13 protein-coding genes are annotated in these 16,219 nt (G+C 63.1%); 7 read left to right on the top strand and 6 right to left on the bottom strand.

Annotated features, from left to right (window positions below; genetic code table 11):
* Positions 1-29: 29 nt before the first annotated feature.
* The 4 genes from uvrA (at position 30) to IZ6_RS07665 (ending at position 6,046) form a co-directional block, all read left to right on the top strand.
* The gene (uvrA, locus tag IZ6_RS07680) at positions 30-2,936 is read left to right on the top strand and encodes an excinuclease ABC subunit UvrA (protein ID WP_222877398.1); all 2,907 of its coding nucleotides are present in this window, start codon (positions 30-32) and stop codon (positions 2,934-2,936) included.
* A gap of 34 nt (positions 2,937-2,970) precedes the next feature.
* Positions 2,971-4,185 (top strand): FAD-dependent oxidoreductase, encoded by a 1,215-nt coding sequence (locus IZ6_RS07675; protein ID WP_222877397.1) that lies wholly within the window; start codon positions 2,971-2,973, stop codon positions 4,183-4,185.
* Positions 4,186-4,316: 131 nt separating this feature from the next.
* Complete coding sequence (locus IZ6_RS07670; RefSeq protein WP_222877396.1) at positions 4,317-4,823, top strand: hypothetical protein; 507 nt, start codon at positions 4,317-4,319, stop codon at positions 4,821-4,823.
* Between the two features lie 17 nt (positions 4,824-4,840).
* Positions 4,841-6,046 (top strand): BaiN/RdsA family NAD(P)/FAD-dependent oxidoreductase, encoded by a 1,206-nt coding sequence (locus IZ6_RS07665; protein WP_222877395.1) that lies wholly within the window; start codon positions 4,841-4,843, stop codon positions 6,044-6,046.
* Here IZ6_RS07665 and IZ6_RS07660 read toward each other — a convergent pair.
* The 3 genes from IZ6_RS07660 to IZ6_RS07650 all read right to left on the bottom strand — a co-directional run bounded on the left by IZ6_RS07660 (position 6,029) and on the right by IZ6_RS07650 (position 8,274).
* A complete protein-coding gene (locus tag IZ6_RS07660) occupies positions 6,029-6,868 on the bottom strand; it encodes a radical SAM protein (RefSeq protein WP_225874038.1) in 840 nt (279 codons plus the stop codon). The two genes, IZ6_RS07665 and IZ6_RS07660, sit on opposite strands and share 18 nt — an antisense overlap.
* A gap of 359 nt (positions 6,869-7,227) precedes the next feature.
* Positions 7,228-7,851: a glutathione S-transferase family protein gene (locus IZ6_RS07655; RefSeq protein WP_222877394.1), complete on the bottom strand. Its 624-nt coding sequence runs from the start codon at positions 7,849-7,851 to the stop codon at positions 7,228-7,230.
* 15 nt (positions 7,852-7,866) lie between these two features.
* On the bottom strand, positions 7,867-8,274 hold the full coding sequence (locus tag IZ6_RS07650) for a diacylglycerol kinase (protein WP_225874037.1): 408 nt from the start codon (positions 8,272-8,274) through the stop codon (positions 7,867-7,869).
* A 97-nt stretch (positions 8,275-8,371) separates the two neighbouring features.
* Between IZ6_RS07650 and trmFO the strand changes: the two genes are divergently transcribed.
* On the top strand, positions 8,372-9,781 hold the full coding sequence (gene trmFO / locus IZ6_RS07645) for a methylenetetrahydrofolate--tRNA-(uracil(54)-C(5))-methyltransferase (FADH(2)-oxidizing) TrmFO (protein ID WP_222877393.1): 1,410 nt from the start codon (positions 8,372-8,374) through the stop codon (positions 9,779-9,781).
* Between the two features lie 9 nt (positions 9,782-9,790).
* Here trmFO and IZ6_RS07640 read toward each other — a convergent pair whose 3' ends face one another.
* Positions 9,791-10,555, bottom strand: coding sequence for a CHAP domain-containing protein (locus IZ6_RS07640; RefSeq protein ID WP_222877392.1), 765 nt, complete (start codon positions 10,553-10,555; stop codon positions 9,791-9,793).
* Between the two features lie 122 nt (positions 10,556-10,677).
* Complete coding sequence (locus tag IZ6_RS07635; protein ID WP_338054684.1) at positions 10,678-11,496, bottom strand: TSUP family transporter; 819 nt, start codon at positions 11,494-11,496, stop codon at positions 10,678-10,680.
* A 112-nt stretch (positions 11,497-11,608) separates the two neighbouring features.
* On the opposite strand from IZ6_RS07635, the gene lexA reads away from it, so the two are divergent.
* Positions 11,609-12,319, top strand: a complete 711-nt coding sequence (lexA, locus tag IZ6_RS07630) for a transcriptional repressor LexA (RefSeq protein WP_222877391.1) — start codon at positions 11,609-11,611, stop codon at positions 12,317-12,319.
* Here the strand turns inward: lexA and IZ6_RS07625 are convergent, their stop codons facing one another.
* Complete coding sequence (locus IZ6_RS07625; protein WP_222877390.1) at positions 12,320-14,605, bottom strand: ComEC/Rec2 family competence protein; 2,286 nt, start codon at positions 14,603-14,605, stop codon at positions 12,320-12,322.
* 92 nt (positions 14,606-14,697) lie between these two features.
* Between IZ6_RS07625 and gltX the strand changes: the two genes are divergently transcribed.
* Positions 14,698-16,122 carry a glutamate--tRNA ligase gene (gene gltX, locus IZ6_RS07620; protein ID WP_222877389.1) on the top strand — a complete coding sequence of 475 codons (1,425 nt, stop codon included), beginning with the start codon at positions 14,698-14,700 and terminating at the stop codon, positions 16,120-16,122.
* Positions 16,123-16,219 lie beyond the last annotated feature (97 nt).

Here is a 16,219-nt window from a genome sequence, read left to right as displayed (position 1 = left end):
TCGGACGGGCCCCCGGCGTGCGGAAGCCGATGACCAGCAAATTCCTCTCCATTCGCGGTGCACGCGAACACAATCTCAAAAACGTCGACGTGGATCTGCCGCGCGACACATTGATCGTCCTGACCGGCGTGTCCGGCTCCGGAAAGTCCTCGCTCGCCTTCGACACGATCTACGCCGAAGGCCAGCGCCGCTATGTCGAGAGCCTCTCGGCCTATGCGCGCCAGTTCCTGGAAATGATGCAGAAGCCGGATGTCGATCAGATCGACGGCCTGTCGCCCGCCATTTCCATCGAACAGAAAACGACCTCGAAGAATCCACGCTCGACCGTCGGCACCGTCACCGAGATCTACGACTATATGCGCCTGCTCTGGGCGCGCGTCGGGATTCCCTATTCACCGGCAACCGGCCTTCCCATCGAAAGCCAGACCGTCTCGCAGATGGTCGACCGCATCCTGTCGCAGCCGGAAGGCACGCGCATGTACATTCTGGCGCCGGTCGTGCGCGGCCGCAAAGGCGAATACCGCAAGGAAATCGCCGAATATCAGAAGAAGGGCTTTCAGCGCCTCAAGGTCGACGGCAAGTTCTACGAGATCGCCGATGCGCCCGTGCTCGACAAGAAGTTCAAGCACGATATCGATGTCGTCGTGGACCGCATCGTCGTGCGCCCGGACATCGCCTCCCGCCTTGCGGATTCGCTCGAGACGGCGCTGCGCCTTGCCGACGGCATTGCCTTTGCGGAATTTGCCGATGGTCAGGAATCCGCGCCCGCCAAGGGCAAAGCGAAAGAGCCGAACCGCCTTGTCTTCTCCGAAAAATTCGCCTGTCCGGTCTCCGGCTTCACCATTGCCGAGATCGAACCGCGACTTTTTTCGTTCAACAATCCGTTCGGTGCCTGCCCGGTCTGTTCGGGCATCGGCCATGAAATGAAGATCGATCCGGAACGCATCGTTCCGGACGAGACGCGTTCGCTGAAAGCCGGAGCGATTGCGCCCTGGGCCAAATCGTCCTCGCCCTTCTATACGCAGACGCTGACGGCGCTTGCGAAAAGCTATCGCTTCTCACTGGCAACGCCGTGGAAGGATCTCGATGACGAGATCCACGACATGATCCTTTACGGATCGGGCGACCGCAAAATCAATTTCGTCTACGACGACGGCGCACGCGCCTATGAAACGAAGAAAACGTTTGAAGGCGTCGTCACCAATCTCGAGCGCCGCTGGGCCGAAACCGAAAGCGAATGGGCGCGCGAGGAGATCGGCAAATATATGAGCGAGGCGCCGTGCGCGACCTGCAAAGGCGCGCGCCTGAAGCCCGAAGCTCTGGCGGTGAAGATCGACGGCAAGACGATTTCCGAGGTGACCGAGCTTTCGGTGACGGCCGCGAGCGACTGGTATGCCGCCCTGCCCGCGACGCTGAATGCCAAGCAGAACGAGATCGCCGGCCGCATTCTGAAAGAAATCCGCGACCGCCTGAAATTCCTCGTCGATGTCGGCCTCACCTATCTGACGCTCGGCCGCGCCTCCGGCACTCTGTCGGGCGGCGAGAGCCAGCGCATCCGTCTCGCCTCGCAGATAGGCTCCGGCCTCACCGGCGTTCTTTATGTGCTCGACGAGCCGTCGATCGGCCTGCATCAGCGCGACAATGAACGCCTGCTCGAAACGCTGAAGCGCTTGCGCGATCTCGGCAATACCGTCGTCGTCGTCGAACACGACGAAGATGCTATCCGCCTTGCCGATCATGTCGTCGATATGGGCCCCGCTGCCGGCATCCATGGCGGCGAGATCATCGCCGAAGGCACGGTCAAAGAGATTATGGACAATCCGAACAGCATCACCGGCAAATATCTGACCGGCGAGCTGAGCGTGCCGGTGCCGGCGCGCAGGCGGACCTATGACAAATCGCGTGTTCTGAAAGTCACCGGCGCGCGTGAGAACAATCTGAAGAATGTCACGGCGGAAATCCCGCTCGGCACTTTCACCTGCGTTACCGGCGTGTCGGGCGGCGGCAAATCCTCGCTGCTGATCGACACGATATTTCCGGCGGTGGCGCGGCGGCTCAACGGCGCAACCGAACATCCCGGCGCGCATGACAAGATCACCGGCCTCGAACATCTCGACAAGGTCATCGATATCGACCAGTCACCCATCGGCCGCACGCCACGCTCGAACCCCGCGACCTATACGGGCGCCTTCACGCCGATCCGCGACTGGTTTGCGGGGCTGCCGGAAGCGAAGGCCCGCGGCTATGCGCCCGGACGCTTCTCGTTCAACGTCAAAGGCGGCCGCTGCGAAGCCTGCCAGGGTGACGGCGTCATCAAGATCGAGATGCACTTCCTGCCCGACGTCTACGTCACCTGCGATGTCTGCAAAGGCAAACGCTATGACCGCGCGACACTCGATGTCGATTACCGCGGCAAGTCGATCGCCGACGTTCTCGACATGACGGTCGAGGAAGCCGCCGATCTCTTCAAGGCTGTCCCGTCCATACGCGACAAGATGCAAACCCTGTCGCGCGTCGGCCTCGGCTATATGCATGTCGGCCAGCAGGCGACGACGCTTTCGGGCGGCGAAGCGCAGCGCGTGAAGCTGTCGAAGGAGTTGTCGCGCCGCGCCACCGGCCGCACGCTCTACATTCTCGACGAACCGACGACGGGCCTTCACTTCCACGACGTCGCCAAACTGCTCGAAGTGCTGCACGAGCTGGTCGACCAGGGAAATACGGTGGTCGTGATCGAGCACAATCTGGAGGTCATCAAGACCGCCGACTGGATCATCGACCTCGGCCCCGAGGGCGGCGATGGCGGCGGCGAGATCGTGGCCATCGGCACCCCGGAAGACGTCGCCAAGAACGCGAAGAGTCATACCGGCCGGTTTTTGAAAGAAGTTCTCAACCGAAAGCCGAAAAAAACCCGACTAAAGGCGCAGGCAGCGGAATAGACTTCCAGAATTGAGGAAGGCATGGTGCGGCGCCATGCTGGGACCAAGGATTCGCGTTGCCGTCCTGGGCGGCGGGTTTCAGGGCGCGTGCATCGCGCTCGAGCTCGCCGCGCGCGGGATCCGTTGCGATCTATACGAGCGCAACGCGCTCTGCCTCGCCGAGGCCTCCTGCCATAACCACGGCAAAATACATCTGGGCTTTGGATACGGGAAAGATCCGAGCCTTGAGACGGCAAAGCTGATGGTGCGCGGCGCGCTCACCTTCGAACGGTCCCTGCAGCGCTGGATCGGTTCGACAGCAAGCCTCACAGCGCGCTCGTCATTTGCCTATGCGGTGCACAAAGACAGCCATGTCGAGGCCGATGCGTTCGAAGCGCATTGCGTGAAAGTCTCCGAGCTGCTGCGGGAGGCAACGAACGGCAAAGGCACCGACTATTTCGGCAGCGATGTGCTGCAGCCCGCCGACCGCATGTCGCGCACCGAAATCAACGCCGAATTCGAGCGCGAGATCGTCACCGGCGGCGTGCGCACACCGGAAATTGCCATCGATCCGGAAGCTTTGGCAAAGCTTGTCCGGGCGCGGCTCCAGAGCGAGCCCTCGATCGTCCTCCACGCCGGACGGGTGGTGACAAGCGTAAAACCCGCAGATACCGGCCTGACCGTCGCCTCGAAAGCGGGCGATGCCGTCAGCGAAGAGCGCTACGATTTCGTCGTCAATACGCTCGGACCCGGCCGGTTCAAGGTCGATGCCGAACTCGGACTGATGCCGAAGCGTCCCTGGCTCTACCGCTTCCGCTACGTCCTGCGCGCTGAAGCCGATCCGCCGCAGCGCCTGCGTTCGACGACCATCGTCTCCGGACCGTTCGGCGATATCGTCTCTTATGGCGGTGGCGCAGTCTGCCTGTCCTGGTATCCGGCCGATCTCGCCGCCTCCTCGAAAGACCTCACGCCGCCGGCAATCCCCGTTCAGCTTACCGGCGCCAAAGGCGCCGAACTGCGCGACAAGGTCCTCAAAGGCCTGACTGCGGTCGTGCCGGACGTCGCCCGGGTCACCTTGTCCAAGCCCGTGATCAAGGGCGGCTGGATGGTCAATTGGGGCGCAGCCGGCATCGAGGACCCCCACAGCGAGCTTCACCGGCCCTTCACGGTCGGAGTCCACCGCCACGGCCCCTATGTGAGCGTGGATACCGGCAGGCTGACCCTCGTTCCCCTCTTCGCCGAGCAGGCCGTCCGGCTCATGGAAGCCTGAGACAACCCGCCTCTGGCACACGTCACCCAAGGGGCACACCTAGTCTCAAACCGGTGCGATTTACCCTGAATCCAGGCCGGAGGCTGGAGCCGGGCCCATTTCTGGCATACCAGCACCCTAAGGATACCAATGTGACCGATACCGCGCGGACCATCCACGTCATCAATCGCACCGACTGGCTCGGCCTTCTGGCCGGGACGGCGCTGCCTTTGCTCGCGGCCATGTTCCTCTACGCCACAATGCTGGCGACCGGCGTCGGCCTGAAAAGCCCGGCCTTCTACCATCTGCCCTTCGAGCCCACCGGACGCCTGTCGGCGGCCATCTGGGTGGCCCTGTTCGCCTTCTACGGCATCACCCGCTGGGCGGCCCTGCGTCATGGCGAGCGCGCCAGGACGGCCGTGCGCCTCGTTGAAGCGCTGATGTGCTGGGCGGTGATCTACACCTTCATCGCCGGCTACGCGTCGGAGTTCTGGTTCGACGTCCTCAATGTCGGCTCGCTGTGCTTTGGCCTCTTCGTGGCCTGGCGTCTGGCGCGTCTGTCGCGCTTTGTGGCCGTATGGCTCGCCCCGACTTTCTTCTGGAAAGTGTTTGCGGTGGCGATCAGCCTCGGCCCGGTCATTGGCATAAGCTTCTTCTGAGCCTAACCACCTAAGTCATGACAGATATCGCAGTGATCGGCGGTGGCCCCGCCGGGCTGATGGCGGCCGAGCGTCTCGCCCAGGCCGGATGCAGGGTCTCGATCTATGACCGCATGCCAAGCCTTGGCCGCAAATTGCTGATGGCCGGACGCGGCGGGCTGAACCTCACCCATTCCGAACCGTTCGACATCTTCCTCACGCGCTACAGCACGCCGGCGCCGCAGCTGGAAGCCGCTTTGCGCGCCTTTCCGCCCGAAGCGCTGCGCACATGGGCAGCAGGGCTCGGCGAAGAGACGTTTGCCGGCTCATCCGGCCGCGTCTTCCCGAAAAGCTTCAAAGCATCGCCGCTGCTGCGCGCTTTGTTGCGGCGGCTCGAGGCCTTGGGCGTCCGCGTCCATACGCGGCACGCCTGGACGGGTTTTTCGGAGAACGGCGTTGTCTTCGCGACGCCCCAAGGCGAACGCGAGGTGCGCGCCGATGCCGTCGTTCTTGCGCTCGGTGGCGCCAGTTGGCCGCGTCTCGGCGCCGATGGCGGCTGGACGAAAATTCTCACGGCCAAAGGCGTTCCCGTAACACCGCTCGCGCCGTCCAATTGCGGCGTGCGGATTGACTGGTCGGAGACCTTCCGGTCGCGTTTTTCCGGGACCCCCCTCAAACGCATTGCAGTTGAAGCCTTCGCCCTCGAGGTGGCGGGCGAGCTCGTCGTCACCGACTACGGCCTTGAGGGCGGCGCGCTTTACGCTCTGACACCGGTGCTGCGAGATGCACTGTCGACAGGCGAGACCGGGCTTGCGATCGACCTGCGACCCGATCTCGATGAAGCCGGTATCGTACAGCGTCTGTCGCATCCGCGCCGCGGCGCGACGCTCACCAATTTCCTACGCAAGGCGCTGAAGCTTTCGCCGATCCAGACCGGGCTCCTGCGCGAGAGCGGCGGGCGGGAGCTACCGACCGACCCCGCCGCCCTGGCGAGATTGATCAAGCATGTACAGCTGAAGGTGACCGGCCTTCAGGGTCTTGAGCGCGCCATCTCCACGGCCGGCGGCATCCCGTTCGCGGCCGTCACGGACGATTTCGAGCTGCAATCCCTGCCCGGCGTGTTCGTGGCCGGCGAGATGCTGGATTGGGAGGCCCCGACCGGGGGCTATCTGCTGCAGGCCTCGTTCGCGACCGGCATTGCCGCTGCAGCAGGCGTGCTGGCCCGCTCAGGTGCCGGCGGCTGACATTTCCGGAGCACCGGTGCTGCGATAGGGCAGCGGAAGATCAAACAGTCTTTTCTTCGCCGAGCACATCGAGCAGACATTCTCTTCTTTCCGGCCGAAGAATTCGGCAATCTCCTTACTGGAACTGCCCGGCTCGAGCGGCTTGTACGCCAGATAGGGATCCCACTCCGGACCGAGCCCGAATTTCTCGGCCTGCATCGGCAGATAGGCTAAAGGCGCGCATTTCCAGATCTTGCCGTCATGCAACTGCGCGCAGGTACGCGCCGGGCAAATGTCCCAGCTGGTGCGCGGGTTCTTATCGGTGAACGGCTTCATATCCGCACCTTCACCCAGATAGCGACGCGTCCATCGGCCTGCTGACGGCGTATAGCTGAAAGAAACCCTTGGATGGGCCTGTTGCCATCCGGCCAGCAAGGCGCGGACCGGCTCAAGCCGGGAAAGATATTCCGGTGATCCGTGATGGACAGACACAACCAGTTCGGACGGCCCGTGCTTTTCGAGTTCGGCCGGCAGCGTCGGATGGCGGTGCAGGAGAAAACCATTGGTTGCAATGCGGATGATGCTTCTCGGCCAGTGCTTCCGGACAAGACCGACAAAGGCCGGCAGATCCGGATGGATCGCCGGCTCACCGCCAAGCAGATTGAACGTCTGGGGCGTGACTTTGCGGCTCCACGACCTCATCCAGGCATCCGCCTCCTCAATCGATACCGAGCCCTTATGCCTGTGGTTCGAGTAATGAGAGCAACTTTCGCATGTGAGATTGCACACATGCGTCACATGCATTTCGAGCCGAGGAATGATCAGCACATCGAATCCTGACACGCGTTTTCAACGGATGAGCCTGAATGTCGCCCCCGCTCTCCTCAGGGTCAATCAACCGATACCCTGCAACCGCGAAACCTGCGCGAATAAATTGCATTGTCGACGAAACTTTGTTTCGTCCCTGAAAGTTTAGACGACATCTCCGGGAAACAGGACGGCCCTAAAAACCGGGCAACACAGACACAGGGGCGTAGCCATGAGTTCTTCCGACGAATTCGCTCTCTTTGCTTTCGTAGCATGCGTTTTGATCGGCGGCGGTGCCGCTTTCATTACCTACGTCGCGTAAGCGTAAGCGTATCCGCACACACAAAAGCCCGCCTCTCCGGCGGGCTTTTTAATTTTCAGCATCGCGGCAGGGTTCAGGACGGCTTCTTCAGTTGCGCATCGAGATCGACTGCGCGCTTGAAGGCCGGACGCTGCTCAAACCCGGCAAGATAGGCGTTGAACTCCTCACGCCGCGGCACGACACCGAAACTCTGACCCCAGCGCAGCTGCGAGGCGATCACGACATCGGCCGCCGAAAATGTCTCGCCGACGATGTAGGGACGCCCCCGCACCGCATCGGCAACGACATTCATCACCGTATGAAAATCGCCATAGCCCGCAGCGCTGCGCGGCGGGGCCTTCTCCCGGGGAAAGGCGATGTCGAGGATCGCCGGTTCGATGCAGCTCGGCGCAAAGAACAGCCATTTCAGGAAACGGCCCCGCAAGGGATCGCCGATCGCAATGTTCAATCCTGCTTTCGGAAATGCATCGGCAAGATAAAGGCAGATGGCGGCGGCTTCGGTCACCAGCGCATCGCCATGCTGCAGCGCCGGCACTTTGCCCATGGGATTGATCTTGAGATAGTCGGAGCCGCGCTGTTCGTCGCGGCTGCGGTCGAGCACATGCGTGTCGTAAGGCTCGCCGAGCTCTTCGAGCATCCAGCGCACGATCGAGGCCCGCGACGGCGGGGTCATCATGTAAAAGAGAAGATCGGCCAACAGGTGCTCCGCGGGTTAAGCGCCCAGAAGAACGCGCACCTTGTCCAAAAGATCAAATTTTACGATGGCAGCCCCGCCCCAGATGAGCAGGCCGAGCGCAAGGCCGCAGCCGACAGCGGCCGAGCCCATGTCTTTCACCATGCCGATGGTCTGATGAAATTCAGGTGTCACGTGATCGGCGAGTTTTTCGATTGCGGTGTTGAGAAGCTCGATGGCGAGAATGGCGAGGATCACGCCGATCATCGCCACATACCAGCCGATGCTCGGCGCCAGAAGCAGCGCCAGCGGCACGGACAGAATAAGGATGAAAAGCTCCTCGCGCAGCGCAGCCTCGCTGCGGGCGGCGGCCTTCATGCCCCGCGCCGTGTTCAGGCTGGCAAGGTAAAGTCTTTTCAATCCGTGGGTTTCAAGGCCGTCGCGCATAGGAAAAAAACTCGCTCTTCGGCGTCATGGTTCCTACATCCTCGTGTCACACGCAAGCGGATTGAACCGGGGGACTCACTCGCCTAGGTTCCCGGCCATGAAACCAGTCCATGTCGTCGGCGGGGGCCTCGCCGGGTCCGAAGCCGCTTTTCAGATCGCCGAAGCCGGGGTGCCGGTCATCCTCCACGAAATGCGCCCTGTGCGCTCGACGGACGCCCACAAGACCGACGGGCTGGCCGAACTCGTATGCTCGAACTCGTTCCGCTCGGACGACAGCGAGGCCAATGCGGTCGGCCTCCTTCATTGGGAGATGCGGCGCCTCAACTCGCTGATCATGCGCGCCGGCGATGCTCATCAGGTGCCGGCCGGCGGCGCGCTTGCCGTCGACCGCGATGGCTTTTCGGCGGCGGTGACCTCCGCGCTCGAAAGCCATGATTTGATTACAATCGAGCGCAGCGAGATCGCGGGTCTTCCGCCCGCCGACTGGGACAATGTCATTGTCGCGACCGGCCCCCTCACCTCGCCGGCTTTGGCAGATGCGATCCGCGAGATCACCGGTCGCGATGCTCTCGCTTTCTTCGATGCGATTGCGCCCATCGTGCATTTCGATTCCATCGACATGAATGTTTGCTGGTTCCAGTCGCGCTATGACAAAGCGGGACCGGGCGGCACCGGCGCCGATTATATCAACTGCCCGATGGACAAGGAGCAGTATGAGCGTTTCGTACAGACGCTCGTCTCCAGCGAAAAGATCGACTTTAAGGACTGGGAAGCGAACACGCCCTATTTCGATGGCTGCCTGCCCATCGAGATCATGGCCGAGCGCGGGCCGGAAACGCTGCGCCACGGACCGATGAAGCCGGTCGGCCTGACCAATCCGCACAATCCCGAGGTGAAGGCCTATGCCATCGTCCAGCTTAGGCAGGACAATGCGCTCGGCACTTTGTTCAACATGGTGGGCTTTCAAACCAAGCTCCGCCACGGCGCGCAGGCCGATGTGTTCCGGATGATCCCGGGGCTTGAGAAAGCCGAGTTCGCGCGGCTCGGCGGCCTGCACCGCAATACGTTTCTCGACTCGCCGCGCCTGCTCGATCCGGTGCTGCGCCTCAAAGCCGATCCGCGTTTGCGCTTTGCCGGCCAGATCACCGGCTGCGAAGGCTATGTCGAGAGCGCCGCCATCGGCCTTCTCGCCGGGCGCTTTGCCGCCGCCGAGCGTCTCGGCCGCACGGCCGATGTGCCGCCGGATACGACGGCCTTCGGCGCGCTGCTCGGCCATATCACCGGCGGACATATTGCGGTCGAGGGAGATGAGAACACCAAGCGCTCGTTCCAGCCGATGAACGTCAATTTCGGCCTGTTTCCGCCGGTCGAGAAACCGAAACGCGAACCGGGCGGACCGCGTCTGCGCGGTCCGGACAAAGCCCGGCTCAAAAAAAGCGCGGTTACAGCGCGCGCGAAAGCCGATCTCGACGCCTGGATCGGCGGAGTCAGAGCGGCGGCGGAGTGAAGCCGCGGCTCAATAAGGCAGGATGAATCCCTTCAACTGCGCGTCCATCACATTGCGGCGTTTGAGTTCGAACACGCCCAGCCCGCTGCGGCTGCCGTCCTGATTGGTATTGCCTTCGACGGTGATCAGCGCGCCGCCGGCATTGGAGCGCACAAAACCGGTATGCCCGAGCCCCTTGCCGTAGCTGAGGATGAAAACCGCGCCCGGTTTCACTTTTCCCGGAGATGTACGTGCATCCGCGGCCGTCAGCACCGCTGATTTCGGGCCGCCTGCGACCGCATCGTTCCAGGCCTTCACGCAGCCGCCGGTGCGCGGAAACTTCACTGTCTTGCCGAGATCGGCGCCCGCCTTCTGGATGCACCAGTTGACGAACGCCATGCACCAGAAGAAGCCGGTGCCGAGGCCGACCGATTTGAGATACTGATCCACTTCCGGCCCGCCATTCGAGCCGAGAGGTTTTTCCATCACGCCGAGCTGCGAGATGGCGATTTCCAGGGAGCGGTTGACCAGATCGTTGCTGCCCGCCTCGACCGGTTCCTGTTCGAAAATCGCGCCCCAGGTGATGGGGCCGATCTTGCCGTCGATCTTCAGTGGGAAGCCGCTGGCCGAGACGTTCTGCGACTGAAAGAGCTTCACCGCCGCTGCAAAAGCGGGCGTGTAAGCGTGATGCGGCTCGGGCACCGCATATCCGCGTGCGCCGAGCTTTGCCGCGATCTTGCCGAGCAGAGCCTTGTCGGTTTCCGAGGGTTCGATGACGCGTCCAGGATATTTCATGCCGTCCCCCGACGATTGCAAAACCATTTATAGTTTATCTATGGTTGTGTTCGGTTTGCAATGCAATTTGTCACGCCGAACGCCAAAAGGCCGGACCGGAGACGAACGTAAGTACGGGGGCTTTAGCCGGCAAAAAAGGCCCAGATCGGATGCGCGGGATCCGACAGCAGCTTTATCGCCATGGCCGAACAGGCGAGCACAAGCACCGGCTTGATGATCTTGCCGCCGGCTTTTACCGCAAGCGTCGCCCCAAGCCGCGCGCCGAGCACGCTGCCGATGGCCATGCCGATCCCCGTCAGCCAGACGATCTTCCCGGCAAACAGGAAGAAAACGAAGGCGCCGACATTGCTGGCGAAGTTAAGAAGCTTGGTCTTGCCGGTGGCGCGCAGGATGTCTTCCCCGCGCAGCGTGATGAACCCAAGCGCAAAGAACGAGCCCGTGCCGGGCCCGATGGCCCCGTCGTAAAAGCCGATGGCGGGAACGACGGTGGAGGCGAACACTCCCTCTTTCAGGCGCGGCTCCGCTTCGACATCGCCGAGCCGCGGCGACAGGAGGAAATAAAGGGCGATCACCAGAAGAACGAAAGGCAGCGCCGCCTTCAGATGCTGGGTCGGCAGGCTGGTGACGAGAGCCGCGCCGAAGAGGGCCGCCACGCCCGAAGCCAGCATCATCCAGCGCATCGCCCGCCAGCTCGTCACCCCGTGCCGCACATATTGCAGCGAGGCGGCGCCGACGCCGAACATGCCCTGAAGTTTATTCGTCGCGAGTGTCGAGACCGGATCCATGCCGGCGAGCAGCATGGCCGGAACGTTCAAAAGGCCCCCGCCGCCGGCAATCGAATCAACGAAACCGGCAACGAAGGCGACACCGGCAAGGATGAGAATAAGGTCGGGCGAGAGCTCCATCGCGCCGCAATTAACACCGAATACGCCGCTTCGCACTGCGCCCTTCGTCGTCTCAACCTGATCTTAACCGTTGCAGAACACATAAGGAACAGTTACGGTCCTGTTCCTGATTTGTTTCGGCCTGATTCCGGCCGGCCAAGAGGCTCTTATGTTGACGCGCAAGCAGCATGAACTACTCCGCTATATCCATGAGCGGCTTCGGGAATCCGGCGTTCCGCCGAGCTTCGACGAGATGAAGGACGCGCTGAACCTGCGCTCCAAATCGGGGATTCACCGCCTCATTACGGCCCTGGAAGAACGCGGCTTCATCCGCCGCCTGCCCAACCGCGCCCGCGCCCTCGAAGTTGTCCGTCTGCCGGAGAGCTCGGCGCCCAATATGCGTCCCGCGGCGGGCAAGTTTTCGCCGGGTGTCATCGAGGGCGGCCTTGGCCGCTCACGCCCGAAGCCTGTCGAGGCGGAAGAGGTCGATGTCTATAATTCGGTCTCCGTCCCGGTCATGGGCCGCATCGCCGCCGGCGTGCCGATCGAGGCCATCCAGACCCGCAGCCACACCATCGCAGTGCCGCCGGAAATGATTTCGGGCGGCGATCACTTCGCCCTCGAAGTGCGCGGCGACTCGATGATCGAGGCCGGCATTCTCGAAGGCGATGTCGTCGTCATACGCAAATCCGATAGCGCCGATACCGGCGATATCGTCGTCGCTCTCGTCGACGATGAGGAAGCGACGCTGAAGCGCCTTCGTAAGCGCGGCGCCTCCATCGCGCTCGAAGCCGCGAACCCCGCTTACGAGACCCGCATTTTCGGACCTGATCGTGTGCGAGTTCAGGGCAAGCTCGTCGGGCTTATTCGTCGATACTGATCAGAGCGCGCTGTCTTCGGCGCTCTCATCATCTTCGTCCTCAATTTCGTCTCCGAAAACGGAATCCGTTTCGACCAGAGGCCCGGCAAAAGCCGGGCCTCTCGGCGTCTGGACATGCCCGTGCCAGACACGCTCCGACGCACCGCGTGCGGCTTCGACCGCGAACGACCCGTCCTTCGAAAGCGTCAGCGCCACGGCACCAGTCTTTGCCAGATCGGCGGCGTCGATCACATGGGCCGTTTCCCGGCACGTCGGCGGCGCGATGAGGCGCGTCACCACAATGGCCGCGCGCGTGCAATCCTCGCGCAAAGCGGCATAGCTCCAGGACAGCGCGAATATGCGCCCGTCCGGCAGCGGCGCCGTGCAGCCGAAAGCGTCGCAACGCACATATTGCGCCGCTGTCTTGTCGCGCGCGGGTCTCAGATCGCCGTCCGCCGCAAGCCAGGTCGAGGCGGCAAAGCCTGAATAACGGGTGCCGGCAAGACCGAGCTTTCCATCCGTGCCGCGCACCGCAGCAGCGCGCCCCGTCGCGTCGATGTAAATGTCCGGCTGTGCGGGCGATGCGGCAAGAACGATACCTGCCGCGAAGGGCGCGAGGCCCAGCCAGCGCAGGCGTGTTGTGAGCAGCGAAATAAGAACGAGCCCCGCGGCAAGACAGAGCGCGGCGAGCGCCGGAAAGGCCGGCAGCGCCAGGCTTGCCGCCGGCCAGCTGGCGATCCATTCGGCAATTCCCAGCATCAGGCCGATGCCGAAACCCATGACATGCCAGGCCGCCATGTCGAGACCGAACGGCATCAGGATGAGACCGAACAGCGCGAACGGCATCACGAGAATGCCGACGATAGGAAGCGCGATCAGATTGCCGGGCAGCGAATGCAGAGCGATGCGCTGGAAATGGAACGCAGCAAAGGGCGAGGTCGCAAGCGTTGCGGCAATCGTCGTCGCAACGATGCCGCCGAAATAGATTTTGAGAAAGCGTGCAAAGCCGCCGCGCCGGGCTTCCTGCGCCTCATCGGGCGCGCGGCGCCGCGCCCATTCAAACCATGCGACAATGGCCATCGCCGCGCAGAACGACATCTGGAAGCTCGGCCCGAGCACGGCTTCCGGAATGAGGAGAATGGCGGCAAAGGCCGCAAGGGCGAGATTGCGCATGGTGATGCCCTGCCGGTCGAACATCACCGCGAGAAAGACAATCGCGATCATCACGAAGCTGCGCTGGGCGGCAACCTCTGCGCCCGACATCGCGAGATAAAAACTGGCGCCGAGAACGGCGATTAGCGCCGCATATTTCTTGACCGGATGCCTCAGGCCAAAGCCCGGCATCAGCACCAGCCCGAACCGCACCGCGCCGAACAGGAAGCCGCCGAACAGCGCCATGTGCAGGCCGGAAATCGAAATGATGTGGTAGAGTCCTGCGGCGCGCAGCGCATCATTGGCTTTCGACGAAATCTCGCCGCGCTGGCCGGTGACGAGCGCCGCGGCAATTGCACCCTCATCGCCGTCGACCACGGACAGGATGCGCGCCGTCACCTTATTGCGCAGCACGTCCATACGCGCGGAGACACGCTCAACGAAACCGGGCTCTGCGTTGGCCGCCAGCAAAACCGGCGGGCGCCCCTCACTGCCGACGGCGCCGATCCCGAGGAAGAACGCATCGCGTGCAAAATCATGGCCACGCGGGCGCACCGGCCCCGGCGGCGGACGCCACAACGCCTCGACCGAAACGCGGTGTCCCGCCTCGGCGCCTTCGAGCCTCGGCACGGTGACGCGAACACGCTCGGGTCTTTTCACAGGCGGAAGATCGGCCAGCGTCTCGACGCGGATGACGATCCTCGTGCCGCGCGGCCGCGGCTCGACGCTTTCGACCATGCCGGTGACAGACCCACGCACCGGCTGTTCGAGTATGGGAGCCGCAACACGCTCAGTCCTCAGCGCCGCCGACAGAAAGCCCGCCGCAAACGCCGCGGCGAGCATGACAGCGGGAAAGACGGTGGGCCGTGCCCGTGCGGCCAGCGCCAGACCGGCGAGGACAGCGAAAGCGGCAAGAGCCGCAAGCGGCTCCGGGTCCCGCCCGGCGGCAAAGAACAGAAGGACCCCGCCAATGGCCGCGACCGGCAGGAAGAGGAAGAACCGCCCCTCCTCCCGTTCCGTCTCCAGCGCGGCCGTAAAGCGGCTCCAGAGCCCGCTCATCGCTTCGGAGACATCGAGACCGGCAATGGCACGTCCGGGACGGGCGGCCGCTGCCGCCCGCGCACCTTTACGTGGTTTTAGCCCCGGTTCGGACACAAGGTTTCCCTCAACCGGCGGGGATGCTACACGGGCGCGCGCCTTGGCTTAAAGGCCGTTTCCCGTATCCGTTGAAATGCCCCGAATTGCCCATGACCGAACCCGTCATTGCCCGTTTCGCACCCTCGCCCACCGGCTTCCTCCATATCGGAGGAGCCCGGACCGCTTTGTTCAACTGGCTGTTCGCCAAGAACAAAGGCGGCAAGATGCTGCTGCGCATCGAGGATACCGACCGGGCGCGTTCGACCGAGGACGCCATTGCCGCGATCCTCGACGGGCTGCAATGGCTGGGCCTCGATTGGGACGGCGACCCTGTCTTCCAGTTCTCGCGGGCCGACCGGCATCGCGCGGTGGTGGACGATCTGCTGGCCAAGAAGGCCGCCTATTATGCCTATGACACGGTCGAAGAGCTGGAGGCGATGCGCGCCAACGCGCTCGCGGCCGGCAAGCCGCCTCGCTATGACGGCGGCTGGCGCGACCGCGATCCCGCGACCGCCCCTCCCGGCATCAAGCCCGTGGTGCGCCTGCGCGTCGACAATGCCGGCGAGACCGTGGTGGACGATGCCGTGCAGGGAACGGTGACCTTCCCGAATGCAGATCTCGACGATCTTGTCCTGCTGCGTTCGGACGGCTCGCCGACCTATATGCTCGCCGTCGTCGTCGACGATCACGATATGGGCGTCAGCGACATCATTCGCGGTGTCGACCATCTGACCAACGCCGCGCGGCAGATCCAGATCTACAACGCGCTCGGCTGGCACGTGCCGCGCATGGCGCATATCCCGCTGATCCACGGGCCGGACGGCGCCAAGCTGTCCAAGCGCCACGGCGCGCTCGGCGTCGAGGCCTACCGCGAAATGGGTTATATGCCCGTCGCATTGCGTAATTACCTTGTGCGCCTCGGCTGGAGTCACAAGGATCAGGAAATCTTCTCGACCGATGAAATGGTCGCCGCCTTCGGCCTCGACGCCGTCGGCCGCTCCGCCGCCCGCTTCGACTATGACAAGCTCGAAAACCTCAACGGGCATTACATGCGCGCGACACCCGATGAGGAACTGATCGCGATCTTCAAAACCTCGCTGCCCTATCTGCCGGGCGGCAAGGACGCGCAAGCCAAGCTCGACGCGGGGCTCTGGGATGCGTTCCGCGCAGCCCTGCCGGCGATGAAAGAGCGCGCCAAAACCTTCATCGAACTGCTCGACAATGCGAGCTTCCTGCTTGATGCGCGGCCGCTGAAACTCGACGAGAAGGCTTCCGAAGCCCTCGCGGCCTCCGACACCCGCGAAAAGCTCAAGCGGCTGAAAACCCGCCTCGCAGCGCTGGATACGTGGAGCGCCGAAAGCGCCGAAGCGGAAGTGCGCGCCTTTGCCGAAGCCGAAGGCGCAAAGCTCGGCCAGGTGGCTCAGCCGCTGCGCGCAGCCCTTACGGGCAAGATGGTATCTCCCCCGATTTTCGAGGTTCTGGCCATTCTCGGCCGCGAGGAAAGCCTTGCGCGCCTGGAGGATCAGGCCGCCTGACATAAGGGTGAAGCGCCCTTCCCTTGCTGAGGGAAGGCCTTTGGCCTTTAATCAAAATTGGCAATTCCGTGGCATACGGAGTGCCTCTTGGTTGCGG

Origin of the sequence: Terrihabitans soli (assembly GCF_014191545.1) — a bacterium.
Lineage (GTDB): Bacteria > Pseudomonadota > Alphaproteobacteria > Rhizobiales > Methylopilaceae > Flaviflagellibacter > Flaviflagellibacter soli.
This window is presented reverse-complemented; position numbering and strand designations above follow the sequence as displayed.

Excerpts from the sequence above, each read along its gene's own strand:
- uvrA (WP_222877398.1), top strand. The coding sequence starts at position 30 with ATGACCAGCAAATTCCTCTCCATTCGCGGTGCACGCGAACACAATCTC.
- IZ6_RS07675 (WP_222877397.1), top strand. The coding sequence starts at position 2,971 with ATGCTGGGACCAAGGATTCGCGTTGCCGTCCTGGGCGGCGGGTTTCAG.
- IZ6_RS07665 (WP_222877395.1), top strand. The coding sequence starts at position 4,841 with ATGACAGATATCGCAGTGATCGGCGGTGGCCCCGCCGGGCTGATGGCG.
- IZ6_RS07650 (WP_225874037.1), bottom strand. The coding sequence starts at position 8,274 with ATGCGCGACGGCCTTGAAACCCACGGATTGAAAAGACTTTACCTTGCC.
- trmFO (WP_222877393.1), top strand. The coding sequence starts at position 8,372 with ATGAAACCAGTCCATGTCGTCGGCGGGGGCCTCGCCGGGTCCGAAGCC.
- IZ6_RS07640 (WP_222877392.1), bottom strand. The coding sequence starts at position 10,555 with ATGAAATATCCTGGACGCGTCATCGAACCCTCGGAAACCGACAAGGCT.
- lexA (WP_222877391.1), top strand. The coding sequence starts at position 11,609 with ATGTTGACGCGCAAGCAGCATGAACTACTCCGCTATATCCATGAGCGG.
- gltX (WP_222877389.1), top strand. The coding sequence starts at position 14,698 with ATGACCGAACCCGTCATTGCCCGTTTCGCACCCTCGCCCACCGGCTTC.